The sequence below is a fragment of the Alteromonas sp. AWM4_230 genome (assembly GCF_056158305.1).
The window spans coordinates 844,570-862,092 of record NZ_JBSWTB010000001.1 but is presented as its reverse complement, the minus strand read 5'-3'; the positions used below and the strand labels follow the sequence as shown (position 1 = coordinate 862,092).

12 protein-coding genes are annotated in these 17,523 nt (G+C 45.9%); 1 reads left to right on the top strand and 11 read right to left on the bottom strand.

The features are described from left to right. Positions 1-15 precede the first annotated feature (15 nt). The 6 genes from ACXACS_RS03700 to ACXACS_RS03675 form a co-directional block, all read right to left on the bottom strand. Entirely contained in the window at positions 16-423 is a 408-nt protein-coding gene (locus tag ACXACS_RS03700; protein ID WP_474804216.1) for an ExbD/TolR family protein, read from the bottom strand. A 2-nt stretch (positions 424-425) separates the two neighbouring features. Next, positions 426-830 (bottom strand): MotA/TolQ/ExbB proton channel family protein, encoded by a 405-nt coding sequence (locus ACXACS_RS03695; protein WP_474804213.1) that lies wholly within the window; start codon positions 828-830, stop codon positions 426-428. Beyond that, entirely contained in the window at positions 830-2,206 is a 1,377-nt protein-coding gene (locus ACXACS_RS03690) for a MotA/TolQ/ExbB proton channel family protein (RefSeq protein WP_474804211.1), read from the bottom strand. Before ACXACS_RS03690 ends, ACXACS_RS03695 begins: the two co-directional genes overlap by 1 nt. Next, complete coding sequence (locus tag ACXACS_RS03685) at positions 2,203-2,979, bottom strand: DUF3450 family protein (RefSeq protein WP_474804209.1); 777 nt, start codon at positions 2,977-2,979, stop codon at positions 2,203-2,205. The genes ACXACS_RS03690 and ACXACS_RS03685 overlap by 4 nt, the downstream gene beginning before the upstream one ends. Before the next feature lie 102 nt (positions 2,980-3,081). Continuing rightward, positions 3,082-5,367: a FepA family TonB-dependent siderophore receptor gene (locus ACXACS_RS03680; RefSeq protein WP_474804207.1), complete on the bottom strand. Its 2,286-nt coding sequence runs from the start codon at positions 5,365-5,367 to the stop codon at positions 3,082-3,084. Positions 5,368-5,998: 631 nt separating this feature from the next. Next, entirely contained in the window at positions 5,999-7,039 is a 1,041-nt protein-coding gene (locus tag ACXACS_RS03675) for an alpha/beta hydrolase (RefSeq protein WP_474804205.1), read from the bottom strand. 318 nt (positions 7,040-7,357) lie between these two features. Between ACXACS_RS03675 and ACXACS_RS03670 the strand changes: the two genes are divergently transcribed. Beyond that, entirely contained in the window at positions 7,358-8,245 is an 888-nt protein-coding gene (locus ACXACS_RS03670) for a TraB/GumN family protein (RefSeq protein ID WP_474804202.1), read from the top strand. A gap of 482 nt (positions 8,246-8,727) precedes the next feature. On the opposite strand, the gene tuf is transcribed toward ACXACS_RS03670, so the two are convergent. From tuf to rpoC, 5 genes are all read right to left on the bottom strand, one after another. After that, complete coding sequence (gene tuf, locus ACXACS_RS03665) at positions 8,728-9,912, bottom strand: elongation factor Tu (RefSeq protein ID WP_012519826.1); 1,185 nt, start codon at positions 9,910-9,912, stop codon at positions 8,728-8,730. Positions 9,913-9,975: 63 nt separating this feature from the next. After that, on the bottom strand, positions 9,976-12,078 hold the full coding sequence (gene fusA / locus ACXACS_RS03660; RefSeq protein ID WP_474804199.1) for an elongation factor G: 2,103 nt from the start codon (positions 12,076-12,078) through the stop codon (positions 9,976-9,978). Between the two features lie 27 nt (positions 12,079-12,105). Further along, a complete protein-coding gene (gene rpsG / locus ACXACS_RS03655; RefSeq protein ID WP_014980519.1) occupies positions 12,106-12,576 on the bottom strand; it encodes a 30S ribosomal protein S7 in 471 nt (156 codons plus the stop codon). A 75-nt stretch (positions 12,577-12,651) separates the two neighbouring features. After that, positions 12,652-13,026, bottom strand: a complete 375-nt coding sequence (gene rpsL, locus ACXACS_RS03650; protein WP_025257518.1) for a 30S ribosomal protein S12 — start codon at positions 13,024-13,026, stop codon at positions 12,652-12,654. A gap of 309 nt (positions 13,027-13,335) precedes the next feature. Beyond that, positions 13,336-17,508 (bottom strand): DNA-directed RNA polymerase subunit beta', encoded by a 4,173-nt coding sequence (gene rpoC / locus ACXACS_RS03645; RefSeq protein WP_179984806.1) that lies wholly within the window; start codon positions 17,506-17,508, stop codon positions 13,336-13,338. Positions 17,509-17,523: the final 15 nt, after the last annotated feature.

Below are 17,523 nucleotides of genomic sequence, written 5' to 3'. Positions count from 1 at the left end.
ATTTTGCCTCGTTCGCTATGGCTTCAAAGTGGCGATATTTACCGTGTCGGCACCCGCCAGTTTGGCTTCATCTATGACTTCTACCAGTAATTCAGAGCGAACGGCTTTATCTACCTGAATGACTACTGGGCGCTTTTCTTTCATCAACAATTGCTCAACGGTAGAGCGCACACCGCTCACGCCGATATTGGCACTGTCATACACCACTTCACCGGTTCGGGTAATTGCCAGCATAATGGCCATTTGATCGAGCTTTTTTGCTGATATTGCCTGTGGTTTATCTACCTCTACCCCAGTCTCTTTTACAAACACTGTCGAAACGATAAAGAAAATTAAAAGTATAAAAACCACGTCTAGTAGCGGAGACATATCAATGCCTTGCGCTCGCTGGTTTTCAAGGCGTCGCTGTAATCGACTTGCCATGTTTACGCCTCCCTTGCTACGGCGCGCTTTACCGCACCATTAACAAACATCAACAAAAGCCAGCCAGGAATAGCCAAGGTTAAGCCAAGCTGAGTGGTAAAAAGTGCATCGGCAATGCCACCAGTGACGACTTGACTATCGACACCTAACGACATCATTCCGGTAAAACTCACTTGTAAGCCTGAAATCGTGCCTAATAGCCCCATCAAAGGAAGGGCACTGACCAATACGGCAGGTACCATTTCTCGCTTTTCTAGCTCTTTCTCTCCATCACGAAGCTTTTCATTACCACCACATTGAGCTATCTCTTTGCGCGAAGTAAACAACACAAAGATTTGCTGGTAAGCAAACCATGCCACCAGCAGCATCAACCAACACAGTGCGTTCCCCGCTAGCTGTTCAATCATTAGCTTGCGCTCGTTTGCTGTTGACCATCTCTCTTTTGGTCGGTGTTCTTGCCAACGTCAGGCTCGTCATTGCTAAGTACAAGCGCGAAACTTTCGAGCTCTTCGTAGTAATGTCGTGCTTTGCGAGAGAGTACGGCATTGAGAATTAATGCCGGTATAGCCACAACCAAGCCTAACTCTGTCGTAACCAAGGCTTTAGCGATCCCGCCAGAAATAACTTCAGGATCGCTCGAACCAAACGCCGTCATCATTCTAAAGGTTTCAATCATACCGCTTACCGTACCTAGAAGACCTAGCAAGGGGGCAACGGCAGCGGTTACAGCAATGGTGCCGTTGTATTTTTCTAGCTTTATTTTGTCTTGCTGGAGTGCAGAAAACAGTTCATCGTCGCGTTCAGTTGGCGTGCTTGCACGCTTAGTTATGCCATACAGCTCGCGCTGCATGCCATCAAAGAAGCCCACACCTGAACTGCCCACCATGTTTACCAGAGCTTTGCCTGATGCTACTTGCTTAACCTTCGGTAGGCGCCATAGCTGAATAACTTTAAACAGTGCGATAAGCGTAGCGAGAAGGGCAAACAACACGATAGGGATCACCCACACTCCGCCTTTCACAACATGTTCAATTACCCCTTCTGACGCTTGCTCGCGTGTTGCTGCGCGGCCAAGGGTAGGATCTATTTTAATGCTTCCATTGCCGCTGCTTGCCAAGCTTGCAAGGCTTTCGATATCCGTATCTGAAAACGTGGACGTAGAGGTAAACAGGTCTTGCTTACGCTCTGCCGTACCCGCAACGTTTTGTGCTTGCGCCAGATACCACGTCACCGGGCCAAGAGTAAGCACTTTTGCTTGGGTCACTTCGCCATTCGCCAGTACAACCTTTCCTGCACTGAAGTTAGGGGTTTGTTGATCCGCAAAATCTTTCGCTTTTTCACCCACTTTCTGGACTTTGTCAGACAAGCTCATTTCGCTTAATGACAGACTGTCTACACCGGTTTGAAGCAGAAAACGGCTCAACAAATTTTGTTGGAACTCTTGTTGCTCGCTCCAGCTCGATAGGCGATTTTCTAACTGTGAAAGACTAAGGGTTCTTTCGTCCATTTTACGGCGGGCGACCGTGGTTTCATTGCGCAGTTTCATTACCTGCTGTTCAAGCGCACGCAATTCGTTAGCCAGCGCTACCCGCTCTTTACTAATTTTGCTTTCGGTGCGATCCAGACGCGCTTTCGCGTCTTTAATATTGGCCAGCATGCTATCTTCAGGCGCTGCAACTGCCGGTACACAAACCACAGCTGCACACAAAGCAACACATGCTGTGATGAAAGAGGATTTCAACATTAGATTAAATGGTGTGAGAACGTGAGATAAGCATTTCATTCGCCTTCTCCTTTAGCCAGTGTAAGTGGTAAAGAAACAAAATCAGGTTCATGCTTTTTCTCAAAAATAGCGACGGCAAGGGCCACCGCTTCACTATCGACATTGTCACTAAATTGCCACTGCCACTGCCCATTTTGAACGCGGCCCACTCCCTGATATTGACCATCGGCGTTGGTAAACCACGCATAGCTGCTGCCAACAAAGAACTGCTTAACTAATACATCTTTGTCATCGGGAGCACGCATTACGGTTTCGTTAACCAGAAGCTTGCTATTGAATTGCGCAAGGGATGAAAGTTTTGCAAGGGTAACCTGAAGCTTATTCGACGTGTCGGCGTCAGCCGCTAATTCGGCTTGCTCTTTATCCCACGTCTGGCGAATAATTTCAGGCAGCGACGAGTAAAGGCTGTCTACTTGCCCTATTACTCCAGTCAAAGCACGTTCTACCCCACCCTGTTGTGCTTCAAGCTCACTTTGCTCAGAAAGCAGTGCTTCTCGCTGGGCTTCTACGTCAGTGGTTGCAGCCTTACTTTCACCAATCATACTCTGCAGCTGAGTACGTTCAGCTTTAAGCAGTTGAATACGCTGACGCAATGCAGGCTCTGATTCACGCCACTCGTTTTCTAGCTTTTGCGTCTGGCGCTCAATGCTTATCCACTTTTCAGTGAGTCCATCAATATCGCTGGCTTTTGTTGCTGCCATCACAATACCTGATGAAGGCACTACAAGTGATACCAGTACAAAAGAAAACGCTACGCTTCTTTTAACTTTCATTCAAATCCCTTACATCTCTTAGCTGAATTAATGAGATTGCCGGCACGTCGATATCGCTATCGAGGCCGGCATTTTCAATGTCGTGTTACTGCTTGCTAAGTATTAGAACTGGTAAGTAGCAGACAACAAGAAGCTTCTCTCTGGTTCATTAAAGGTATTCGCTCCTGCGCTAGAAGCTTGTGTACCTTCGCGCTTAATGCTTTCCATAAACAGGTTCTTGACCGACACGTTGAAGCTTAAGTTTTCGTCAAACGCGTAAATGGCGTTGAAATTTGTGATGGTATAGGCTTCGCGATCATCAGCTTCGATAACGGCGCCCGAATTTACGCTAGCCGTTGGGCTTTCTGTTTTACCGTAATGCTGAGCACTAATTACAAGTTCAAGCGCATCAGTGGCTTGCCAGCTTATTAGCGAGTTTACTGTGTAGTCGGGAACGATTGATAATGGCTGGCCAGTAGATTTATCTTCTGATTCAAGCATCACGGTAAAGTTGGTCGACCACTCAATAGCGCTGGTTATAGGGAACAACAAGTTACCTTCAAGGCCAGAAATAACCGCTTCAGGAACGTTAAACCACTGGAATACCTGAACGTTTGCCTCGCCACCTTCCTCGCCAGGTAACACATACTCTGGCGGTACATTACCGGTACCAATTTTGTCTTTGTAGTCGTTGTGGAAGTAAGTAATACCTGCGTTCAAGCCCTCTTCGTTGGTGTAGTTAACACCAATTTCTTTATTTACTGAGGTTTCGTGCTCTAGGTCAGGATTTCCTAAAATGTGACATCCACCGCCCAGGTTAGAGAAGTCAACCGGGCATCCATTACCGCGGGTGTAGTACACGTAGTTAGGGTTTAATTGATAAAGGTTTGGCGCTTTAAAGGCACGACTAATACCACCTTGAACCACAATGTTAGGCGATGCCTGCCATGACGCGTTCAAGCTCGGGCTAAGGTTTGTACCCGCTTTGCTGTGATCATCAAAACGTAGCCCAGGCGTTAACGTAATTGAATCAGTTAGCATGATATTATCTTCAACATACACACCTACAAGCGTGGCGTCGGTTTCAGATGGACGATTTGCCGGGTCAGTCTCTACGCCCGGAATAGTGCCATCATTAACCACGTTCAGAGAGAGCTGGTTGCTCACTGAATCGTCTAGGGTTTCTTTGCGGTACTCCGCACCAAACGTTGCGGTTTGATTGAACCCACCTAATGTTAACGGCACATTCCACTCGGTCTTTGCCGTAATGTTCTCTAATTTAATGGTGGTCATTTCAAGGCTATTTATGCGTCCTTCGCCGCCACCTGCAGAGCCTTCACCTAAACGGCTGTTAGACGTACTTTCGTATTGGATGTAGCTAAACGAATCACCGAAGTCATAGTCACCATTGTGTGTTACACCAAGCGTACGACGGTGCATCACCAGTGTTTCTTCACCTATCAGGTTTTGGGCGTCAGTATCATCCAGCGCATCGTAATCAATGTCGACAAGATTTCCTTCGTCATCAACTGGGAAACTTACACCTTGAAAGGCATTGTCACCAGCGTAGCGGTTACCTTGGCGACTATAGGCCGCTTCAAAATCCCAACGATGAACATCATCTTGGTCAAATCTAACCAATGTTCGCACATCAATGTTTTCAACGCCTTCTCGGCCAGCGCCAACCGCGTAAGCAGTGCCGCGGCTATTTAGTCCGGAATCATCTAAGTTGATTTGCGGATCGTCAGCGTCTTGTTCGTTATAGTTAACAATAGTGCGGTGAGAGAAACGCTCAGATAAAGGCGCACTTGTTACTAGGTTAAAACGACGATTATCTCCTTCGTATTTATTTGAAGAAAGCTCAGTCTGAGCAGTGATAGAAGTAGAAGCTTCATCTGGAGATTTAGTTATGATATTGATGACACCACCAGATGCACCTGAGCCGTATCGAGCAGCGGCAGGACCACGAATAACTTCAATACTCTCAATCGCTTCTGCTGGTACCCAGTTGCTGTCGCCACGAGTGTTTCTCTCGCCTGAGCGGCCCATTTTTACAGAGTTGCGCGACAACACCGGCTTACCGTCAATTAAAATAAGCGTATTTTCTGGACCCATTCCGCGAATGTCTATTTGACGTTTGTTGCCGTACTGTCCGGAGCTTGAGTTACCTGTAAGGTTGATACCCGGCATGGTTCTTACAATTTCAGCGATATCGTTAGTGACAGGACGACGTTTGAAATCTTCTTCAGTGATGATAGACACGCCTTGGGCTTGCTTCAGCTCTTCAGACGCAGATTGCACCACGGTGGTGTCAAGCGTTTCTATCTCTTCGCTTTGCGCCAGCACACCCGCTGACAACATGGGAAACAGAGTTCCTAACAAAATAATGCGCTTACCATTTACAGGCATTTAATAATCCTTAATAAGTTGAGTGTTGGCCAGCCAGTGGCTCGCCATGTCAAAATGTTGTGTCTTGTTGCGCGCGGCTTATCTTAATGACTGGCGATTACGCCAAGCATGAGCAAACCACTTGAAATTTGAGCTAGGACACTTGGTGTGGTTATTGTTATTCCAAAAAAGAATGCCCAAAAGAGAGGCTATCCTTAGAAACGTGCATTCCCTGTCTGTCATCGAGAGTTTTCATTACACTATTTCTATTCTTTTAGCGAGAAGTGACTAACCATGCTCAAACTTTGCAATATACTAATGACAATGATTATCATTTGCAACTTAATTAATATTTAAAGGCTTTTTAATTTCTTTACATAAAACCGACAAATATGCTCAAAACACTGCTAAATAAAATTTTAGAAAACCTCCCAGCACCGCCCTACTACAAGAATCTGGCTTGGGACGACTAACTTCAGAAATCTTGGCTTGTATAGCTTTAAAGCTTGTTAATAAGAATTAGATAGTTGGATTTGTTTAGTTATAAGAGCAAGCTCATATGGCATTCTTTGTCGTTGAATAAAGGTGGCTTGTAGACTCTGAATCGTGGTAATTTTAGCGCGCATACATAGCGTTATGCGCGCTAAGCTGATTAAATAGCAGAGAGAAAAAAGGATTTCATCGACCTGTAAGTGGTCTCCGACTCTGGGGTTTTATAAAAAATCAAATATTCGGCGTGGGATAGCCCTTCAAAGATTTCTATCTGCGCAACACCTCCGCTATCGCGTATTGCACGACTGACTCGTGCGGTGTCGCTTAAAAACATGTCTCGCGTCCCTGTCACCAGTAGAGTTGGTGGGAATGCTTCAAATGATCCGTAAAGTGGCGATATTGCAGGGTCTGTTAGTGCTCTTTTGCCAGCATATAGTTTGGCGGCTGCTTCAAGTGTCCCATCGTAGGTCACCAACACACCGTCTATACTCTCATTTGTAGAAAGGCTGTCGCTGGTTTTGGTAAGGTCGGCCCAAGGCGTGCCTGCATACACTCCTTTGGGTAAAGGACTTTTACTGTTTATAAGAGACTGGACTAGTGAAAGCACTAGACCACCTCCAGCCGATGTCCCTCCCACAAATATATTTCCCTCACCAACTTGGTCGTGTAAAGCATTGTAAACTGCAACTACGTCATTCAGTGCAGCGGGAAAAGGAAACGTTGGTGGCATCCTATAGTCAACGCTATACACCACAATACCTAACCTTTCAGCGACGAGCAGCCCTTCTTCGATGCTCGGCAAACCGCCAAAAAGCACAAACGCTCCACCATGAATATCAAGATAAACCTTGTCTTTAAATTCAGGTGTAATCGTTTTAGGTGTCAACTTGCGCACTACCACATCATTTAATTTAATAAGCTCAACATCCACGTTAAGCTCTTTTTTCATCTTTTTGATTTTTTTCTTTTGCTCGCTATTTCTAGCGTGAACATAGTTTCTCCATTCTTCAATGGTACGAGGCGTACTCGCTATTACTTCTTCTTTGGTGAAGTGGGGAAATGCTGAAATGCTTTCTATCAGCGCCTCACTGGCTGCTTGGGGTAATGGTGGCTTATTATTTTGCATAGGGCTTGTAGTAGCTAATGTAGTAGGAGTAAATAACAACGCAAGTACGTACATCAATAGGTATGTAAATTTCATAATGAATAAACGCCTTACGTAAATGTGTAGCTTTCTATAAGAGTTAATGTACGTGAACAAAGCTGTAATACCAATCCGCGTAAATATAAAGCTTAGTCTGACTTGCGGCTTCAATTGCTAGCATTCGCCTAGACCTAGATGAGCCTTTTCTAGGTAGTCTGAAAAAACTGTACTAAGTACAGGTTATATCTAGATTGCATTTTGCTATGCTAGCTTATAATTTACTCACTACCGTAAAAATGATTACGACTTTTTTGAAAGCGAAGGGATGCTAAATCGCACGCTTTAGCTAATAAGTAAATAACCTTAGGGATGAAGATGAAAAGCTTTTCTATACACAAACTACTGTTCTCACTAGGACTCGCTGTATCTACAGTAACAACCGTTATTGCCGACGATGATAGCCAAACGTCAGTTTGGAAAGTATCCAATGGGGAAGATGCCGTATATGTAGGTGGCACTATCCATATTTTACCTATCTCTGAATTCCCTCTGCCAAGTGAATTTACCGACGTCTATGAGCAGGCAGACACACTAGTATTCGAAGTCAAAATGCCGGATCCCACAGACATTGAAGGCCAACAGAAAATGATGGCAGGGCTCGCCTACGCGGAAGGCAAGTCGCTTAAAGATGATGTGTCAGAAGAAACCTATCAGGCCCTCAATGCTTATTTAGCTAAATTCGGCGCTACTGCTGATCAGTTAGCTCGATTTAAGCCAGGCATGGTTGCATCAATGCTAGTTGCTATGGAAGCACAACGCTCTCAAATGGCTGGGCAAGGGGTAGATGCCTACTTCATGCAGTTAGCAGCACGCGATGGTAAAGCAAGCGAATACTTAGAATCACTAGATTTTCAAATCAACATGCTTGCGAACATGGGCGCGGGTGAAGAAGATCGCCTTATTTCTGAAACGTTAGAAACCTTACCAGAGCTAAAAGACATGCTACAAAGCACTATTAAAGCATGGCGAAACGGTGACACTGATCAAATTGACGAGTTGGTGGTAGACACTTTCAAACGTGAATCTCCCACCTCTTATGATGATGTGTTTACCAAGCGTAATCAAAACTGGCTACCTCAAATTGAAGCTATGTTCGGCGATGAAGACCAAGAGTTTGTTTTAGTGGGTGCGGGGCACCTAGTGGGCGATGACAGTGTTATCGCCTTATTAAAAGCGAAAGGCTACAAAGTCGAGCAAATGTAACCCCCTTCTTGCTACCGACCTAAATATCAAAGCTAGGCATAGTCCTGGCTTTTTTATGCCTATTTCAGAGGTAAATCGCTCTCTAAACCTGACACCGCAGGGGTGCGATGTCGAAGCTCTTACATAAAAACAAGGATGGTTTTATGGCGTATCCCCCTTCCTCCTCTCAAGCTATTGACTATGCCGGTTAAGGAGGGAGTGAAGCCCCATCAAAAACTGATCGCAGCAGGGACGCTGCTGCGAAGCCCTCATGGATGTCTTTACGGCGTATTACTCCCCTCCTCTTCAAGCTTTTTGCTATGCATCAAAAGGAAGTGATTGTTGTGCCCTCTGAAACCCTACACCGCAGGGATGCGGTGTAGGAGCCCCCATGGATGGGTTTACGGCGTGTTTCAGAGGGCACAACAATCACGAACTAAATCGCAGGCATAAAAAAAGCGCACCTAAGTGCGCTTTTTTTGGCTTGTGTTGCTAAGTCTAGATTAGTCTAGGATCTTAGATACAACACCAGCACCTACTGTACGACCACCTTCACGGATTGCGAAACGAAGACCTTCTTCCATCGCGATCGGAGCAATTAGCTCAACTTTAAATTTAAGGTTGTCACCAGGCATTACCATTTCTACGCCTTCTGGAAGCTCTACAGCACCAGTTACGTCAGTTGTACGGAAGTAGAACTGTGGACGGTAGCCTTTGAAGAATGGAGTATGACGGCCACCCTCATCTTTAGACAGTACGTATACTTCTGCTTCGAAGTTAACGTGTGGAGTGATTGAACCAGGCTTAGCTAGTACTTGACCACGTTCAACTTCATCACGCTTAGTACCACGTAGAAGAACACCAACGTTCTCACCTGCACGGCCTTCGTCAAGAAGCTTACGGAACATCTCAACACCAGTACAAGTAGTCTTAGTAGTGTCTTTGATACCTACGATTTCTACTTCTTCACCAACCTTGATGATACCTTGCTCAACACGACCTGTTACAACAGTACCACGGCCTGAGATTGAGAATACGTCTTCGATTGGAAGGATGAACGGCTTGTCGATTGCACGCTCTGGCTCTGGGATGTATGAATCAAGCGCTTCACCAAGCTCGATGATTTTCTTTTCCCACTCTGCGTCGCCTTCAAGCGCTTTAAGAGCTGAACCTTGGATAACTGGTAGGTCATCACCTGGGAATTCGTATTCGTTAAGAAGTTCACGAACTTCCATTTCAACTAGCTCTAGAAGCTCTTCATCATCAACCATGTCACACTTGTTCATGAATACGATGATGTAAGGAATACCAACCTGACGACCAAGTAGGATGTGCTCACGAGTCTGAGGCATAGGGCCATCAGTCGCAGCTACTACTAGGATACCACCGTCCATCTGAGCAGCACCAGTGATCATGTTTTTAACGTAATCAGCGTGTCCTGGGCAGTCTACGTGTGCGTAGTGACGAGTAGGAGTGTCATATTCTACGTGTGAAGTAGAGATGGTGATACCACGAGCTTTCTCTTCAGGCGCGTTATCGATTTGATCGAAAGCCTGAGCAGAACCACCGTAAGTCTTTGAAAGAACTGTAGTGATAGCTGCAGTAAGGGTAGTTTTACCGTGGTCAACGTGGCCGATTGTACCCACGTTTACGTGGGGTTTCGTACGTTCAAACTTTTCTTTTGCCATTTTTCTCGTTTCCTAAGTTAAAAGTCCGACCCACCAATAGACCGGACCGAACCTTCATTTAGATTAAATTCTAGATTCAATAATAGCCTGCGCCACATTGTTAGGCGCCTCAGAATAATTGAAGAACTCCATTGAGTATGAAGCACGACCTTGTGTTTGTGAACGCAAATCAGTTGCGTAGCCAAACATTTCTGAAAGCGGCACTTTTGCACGTATTATTTTAACACCTGCTACGCCATCTTCCATACCTTCGATCATGCCGCGGCGACGGTTAATGTCACCAACTACATCACCCATCCAGTCTTCTGGAGTAGTCACTTCAACTTTCATTGTGGGTTCAAGCAACACCGGATTTGCTTCTGCGGCGCCTTTTTTGAAACCCATAGAGCCGGCGATCTTAAACGCCATTTCAGAAGAGTCAACATCGTGGTAAGAACCATCAAACAAAGTAACCTTTACATCTAGTACTGGGAACCCTGCAAGAACACCACTTCGCATCTGCTCCTGAATTCCTTTATCGACCGCTGGAATGAACTCTTTTGGTACAACACCACCGACGATTTCGTTCACAAATTCGTAGCCTGAACCTTCTTCCTGAGGCTCAATGCGTAACCATACATGACCAAACTGGCCACGACCGCCTGACTGACGAACGAACTTCCCTTCCACTTCAACAGATTTACGAAGGGTTTCGCGATAAGCAACCTGTGGGTTACCTACGTTACATTCAACTTTAAATTCGCGCTTCATGCGGTCGACAATGATGTCAAGGTGAAGTTCACCCATACCTGAGATAATTGTCTGACCCGTCTCGTCATCAGTTTTAACTTTAAACGATGGATCTTCTGCCGCAAGTTTGCCTAAGGCAATACCCATTTTTTCTTGGTCAGCCTGAGATTTAGGCTCTACTGCTATTGAAATAACAGGGTCTGGGAACTCCATACGCTCTAACGTGATAACGTTATTAGGATCGCAAAGCGTATCACCAGTGGTAACATCTTTAAGGCCGATAGCGGCGGCAATGTCACCTGCGCGTACTTCTTTAAGCTCTTCGCGGTCTTTTGCGTGCATTTGCACGATACGCCCGAAGCGCTCACGTTTACCTTTTACTGGGTTATATACAGTATCGCCCGTGTTAACTACACCTGAGTAACAGCGGAAAAAGGTCAACGTACCCACAAATGGGTCTGTTGCTATTTTAAATGCTAGTGCTGAGAAAGGCTCATCGTCGCTTGAATGACGCTCTGCTTCAGTCTCGTCTTTATCGTCAAGCACACCTGTAATGGCTTTAACTTCAGTTGGAGACGGTAGATAGTGAATTACAGAGTCTAGTACTGCCTGAACACCTTTGTTTTTGAAGGCACTGCCACAAGTGGCAAGAACAATTTCGTTGTTCAGTGTACGCGTACGAAGGCCTAAACGGATTTCTTCTTCAGTCAGCTCTTCGCCTTCTAAATACTTATCCATCAGCTCATCAGACGCTTCTGCAGCCGCTTCGATCATCTCGGTACGGTACTGCTCAGCGGTATCAAGATATTCAGCCGGAATGTCTTCATAGGTAAATGTCATACCCATGTCGTCTTCATTCCAGTTGATGGCTTTCATCTTCACAAGGTCGATGACGCCATGGAAATTCTCTTCAGCGCCCATGTTGATTTGAATCGGAACACAGTTTGCGCCTAAACGCTTGCGGATTTGCCCCACAACGCGCTCAAAATCAGCGCCAGCCCGGTCCATTTTATTAACGAACACTAGGCGTGGCACTTCATATTTGTCAGCCTGTCGCCAGACTGTCTCTGATTGAGGTTCTACCCCAGAAGACCCACAGAAAACAACTACTGCACCGTCTAGTACACGTAATGAACGCTCTACTTCAATAGTAAAATCTACGTGTCCAGGGGTGTCGATGATGTTAATTCTGTGCTGATCGAACTGTTGCTCCATACCAGACCAGAAACAAGTCGTTGCAGCAGACGTGATAGTAATACCACGCTCCTGCTCTTGCTCCATCCAGTCCATGGTAGCAGCACCATCGTGCACTTCACCGATTTTGTGAGACAGCCCTGTATAAAACAGGACTCGCTCTGTGGTCGTGGTTTTACCCGCGTCCACGTGAGCCACAATACCAATATTGCGATAACGCTCAATCGAGGTCTTACGAGGCATAAATCTCTCTCAGTTAAATAACGTTGATTACCAACGGTAGTGAGCAAACGCTTTGTTTGCTTCGGCCATACGGTGAACGTCTTCACGTTTCTTAACCGCTGAACCTTTATTGTCTGCTGCGTCTAGCATTTCAGCAGCTAGGCGTTGTGCCATAGACTTTTCGCCACGTTTACGTGCAGCTTCTACCATCCAACGCATACCTAGCGCGTTACGACGAACTGGACGTACTTCAACTGGAACCTGATAAGTTGAACCACCAACACGACGAGACTTAACCTCTACTGTTGGGCGGATGTTATCAAGCGCTTCCTCGAAGATATCTAGGTGTGCTTTGCCGGTTTTTTCAGCAACAATATCAAGCGCACCGTAAACGATTCTTTCAGCGACTGACTTTTTGCCGTCGAGCATTACGACATTCATGAATTTCGCAAGCAGTTGTGAACCAAATTTTGGCTCTGGTAGGATTTTACGTTGACCTACGACTCTTCTTCTTGGCATTTTCTATTCTCCGTATGAATTCAGGGAAAACCCAAAACTCTTAAACTTCAGTTTGGCCTTACTAACGGAGAACCGTTAAGACTTAGGCTTCTTCGCGCCGTACTTAGAACGGGCTTGTCTACGATCGTTTACACCTGCGCAGTCAAGAGTACCGCGAACTGTGTGATAACGAACACCTGGTAGATCTTTAACACGACCACCACGGATAAGTACTACACTGTGCTCTTGTAGGTTGTGACCTTCACCACCGATGTATGAAGAAACTTCAAAACCGTTAGTTAGACGTACACGACATACTTTACGTAGTGCAGAGTTTGGTTTCTTAGGCGTAGTAGTATATACACGAGTACATACACCACGTCTTTGTGGACAAGCTTGTAGAGCAGCTACGTTGCTTTTTTCAACGGGCTTTCTACGCGGCTTGCGCACTAACTGGTTAACTGTTGCCATTAACTAGCTCCTGATTAAAAACTACGAAAACCCAATCACTGCGATTGGGTCCATATTAATGCGATTAATCTATTAATCGCGCTTGTTTGTGAACATTGTGCTCGTCAATATTCACTGAGCGCTGATACGAAAAACCGCGACCGTTTATCGAGCCATTTGATGGCTATCCAAAATCGGGTCGCGGAATATTAAAGATCATCGCTCTGACTGTCAAGGTGTACAAAGCTTAAGCAGTTAATTTATCTGCAATCTGTACAACTTCACTGCCAAATTGTTAGGAGTACGTTAACGTACTCCTATGATCTTGCCTTATTCGGCAGTATCTTCATCTGCACCTGCATTAAGCGCTTCGGTTAGTGCCTGTTCTGCTTCAGCAGCAGAAACTGACATTTCTTCGATTTGCTCTTTGCGACGTTGTGCACGGCGTTCGTGGTAAGCGAAACCGGTACCCGCTGGAATAAGTCGACCAACGATTACGTTTTCTTTCAGACCGCGTAGGTCATCTTCTTTACCTTGAACCGCAGCTTCAGTTAGAACACGTGTTGTTTCTTGGAACGATGCCGCCGAGATAAATGACTCAGTAGACAGTGACGCTTTAGTGATACCAAGCAGCTGTGTTTCGTACTGCGCAGGGATCTTGCCGTGTTTTTCAATTTCACGGTTAGCCACTTTAACGTTCGATACTTCAACCTGTTCGCCTTCAAGGAACTGCGTATCGCCTGGGTGAGTGATAATACACTTACGTAGCATCTGACGAATAACTACTTCGATGTGCTTATCGTTAATCTTAACACCCTGTAGACGGTATACTTCCTGAACTTCGTTCACAATGTAGTTTGCTACTGCTGAGATACCACGTAGACGTAGGATATCGTGTGGAGACTCTGGACCATCGGCGATAACTTCACCTTTTTCCACTTTCTCACCTTCGAACACGTTAAGCTGACGCCACTTAGGAATCATCTCTTCGTATGCGTCACCTTCAGCAGGTGTGATTACAAGACGCTTCTTACCTTTGGTCTCTTTACCGAAGCCGATAGTACCTGAGATTTCTGCAAGGATTGCAGGCTCTTTAGGCTTACGTGCTTCAAATAGGTCCGCAACGCGCGGTAGACCACCGGTGATATCACGAGTCTTCGAGCTTTCTTGAGGAATACGTGCTAGCACGTCACCTTCGTTAGCCACTTTGCCTTCTGACGCTTCAATCGTGGTAAAGCTTGGAAGACGAATTTCCTGAAGACCGAACTCATCGCTCTCAAGAATTAGCTTAGGCTCTTTAGCGTTAACTTTCGCAAGGTCTTTAACAACGATACGGGTTAGACCAGTAAGCTCGTCTTGCTGCATTTCGGTGTTAGAGTCATCAATGTCTGCAAAGCTAATCTTAGCTGCACGTTCAGTGATGATTGGGTGACTATGCGGATCCCAGTTAGCAACAACGTCGCCAGCTGCAATAGATGCACCGTCATCCACGCTAAGTACAGCACCGTAAGGTACTTTATAGCGCTCTTTCTCACGGCCTTGCTCGTCGATAACAGTAAGCTCTGTCGAACGCGAAACAATAACCACTTTACCTTCAGAGTTACGTACGAACTTCGCGTTGTGTAGCTTAAGGCTACCCGCTGTCTTAACTTGTACGCTGTTCTCAGCAGATGCTCTTGATGCCGCACCACCGATGTGGAACGTACGCATGGTAAGCTGTGTACCTGGTTCACCGATTGACTGTGCTGCAATAACACCAACCGATTCACCGCTACCCACCATGTGACCACGTGCAAGGTCACGACCGTAACACTTAGCACAAACACCGAAGTCGTTGTCACAAGTGATTACCGAGCGAACCATGATTTGGTCAACTGAGTTAGCTTCAAGCATGTCTACTAACGCTTCGTCTAGAAGAACATTACGCTCAACTAGTACTTCGTCAGTACCTGGCTTAAGTACGTCTTCTGCTACCACACGACCTAGTACACGCTCGCGTAGCGGCTCAACAACGTCACCACCTTCGATTAGTGGTGTCATTTGAACACCTTCGAATGTGCCACAGTCGTCGTTTGTAATTACCAAGTCTTGTGCAACGTCTACTAGACGACGTGTTAGGTAACCCGAGTTAGCTGTCTTAAGTGCGGTATCCGCTAGACCTTTACGAGCACCGTGAGTTGAGATGAAGTACTGTAGTACGTTCAGACCTTCACGGAAGTTCGCCGTAATTGGGGTTTCGATGATTGAGCCATCTGGCTTAGCCATCAGACCACGCATACCAGCTAGCTGACGAATCTGAGCGGCACTACCACGAGCACCCGAGTCGGCCATCATGTAAACTGAGTTAAATGATGATTGCTCTTCTTCTTCGCCATCGCGGTTAATTACGATGTCAGTCTTAAGGTTATCCATCATGGCCTTAGCAACTTTTTCGTTGGCATTTGACCAGATATCGATAACTTTGTTGTAACGCTCACCCGCGGTAACAAGACCGTTTTGGAACTGTTCCTGAATTTCAATAACTTCTGCTTCCGCCGCGTCGATAATTTCTTTCTTAGCAGCAGGGATAACCATATCGTCGATACCAACAGACGCACCCGCGATCATCGCGTAGTGGAAACCGGTATACATGATTTGGTCAGCAGCAATTACTGTGTCTTTCAGACCTAGCGTACGGTAACAAGCATTCAATAGTTTTGAAATTTGCTTCTTGCCCATCGCTTGGTTGATGATTTCAAATGGCAGACCCTTTGGAAGGATCAATGAGAAAATCGCACGACCAACAGTAGTGTCAGTTAGGGTTACTTTCTCAGTTTTGTTGCCATCTTCATCGATGTCATATTCAGTAATACGTACTTTAACGCGAGAGTGAAGCTCAGCATTACCTGTACGGTACGCTTTTTCTGCTTCATTCGGGCTGGTGAATACCATGCCTTCGCCTAAGCCGTTTACTTTATCACGCGTTAGGTAATAAAGACCTAATACAACGTCCTGTGAAGGTACGATGATTGGCTCACCGTTCGCTGGTGACAGGATGTTGTTCGTTGACATCATAAGTGCACGTGCTTCTAGCTGTGCTTCGATTGTCAACGGTACGTGTACCGCCATTTGGTCACCATCGAAGTCGGCGTTGTAAGCCGCACACACTAGCGGGTGAAGCTGAATCGCTTTACCTTCGATTAGTGTAGGTTCGAATGCTTGGATACCCAAACGGTGAAGTGTAGGTGCACGGTTAAGTAGTACCGGGTGTTCGCGGATAACGTCGTCTAGTACGTCCCAAACCTCTGGTGCTTCGCGCTCTACTAACTTCTTAGCTGCTTTGATTGTTGTTGCAAGACCACGACCTTCAAGCTTACCGTAGATAAACGGCTTGAATAGCTCAAGTGCCATCTTCTTAGGAAGACCACACTGGTGAAGACGTAGCGTAGGACCAACGGTAATTACAGAACGGCCTGAGTAGTCAACACGCTTACCAAGAAGGTTTTGACGGAAACGACCTTGCTTACCTTTAATCATGTCTGCAAGCGACTTAAGTGGACGCTTGTTAGAACCGGTAATCGCACGACCACGACGTCCGTTATCTAGAAGCGCATCTACAGACTCTTGAAGCATACGCTTTTCGTTGCGTACGATAATGTCTGGAGCAGCTAGGTCTAGAAGACGCTTAAGACGGTTGTTACGGTTGATTACACGACGGTATAGGTCGTTAAGGTCAGACGTTGCAAAACGGCCGCCATCTAGTGGTACTAGAGGACGTAAATCTGGTGGAAGTACCGGAAGAACCGTCATGATCATCCACTCTGGCTTGTTGCCAGATTGTTGGAATGACTCAAGCAATTTAAGACGCTTAGTAATCTTCTTACGCTTGGTTTCAGAGTTGATTGAAGGCAGTTCTTCACGCATAGCCGCAACATCTGCGTCTACGTCTAGTACTGTTAGAAGATCGAATACTGCTTCAGCACCCATCTTCGCTTCAAACTCGTCACCGTGCTCTTCAAGTGCATCCAAGTACTCTTCTTCGTTAAGAAGTTGGCTGCGCTCAAGTGTAGTCATACCTGGCTCTGTAACCACGTATGATTCAAAGTAAAGTACACGTTCAATATCACGAAGTGTCATATCAAGCATAAGGCCGATACGAGACGGTAGTGATTTAAGGAACCAAATGTGTGCAACCGGGCTAGCTAGCTCGATGTGACCCATACGCTCACGACGTACTTTAGTCAGTGTAACTTCAACGCCACACTTCTCACAGATAACACCACGGTGCTTAAGGCGCTTGTACTTACCGCAAAGACACTCATAGTCTTTAACCGGACCAAAGATACGCGCACAGAACAGACCGTCACGCTCAGGCTTGAACGTACGGTAGTTAATTGTTTCAGGCTTTTTAACTTCACCGAATGACCATGAACGAATCATGTCAGGTGAAGACAGACCGATTCGAATATTATCGAATTCTTCGGTCTTGTTTTGTTGCTTTAGAAACTTTAATAAGTCTTTCACATTACTCTCCCAGCG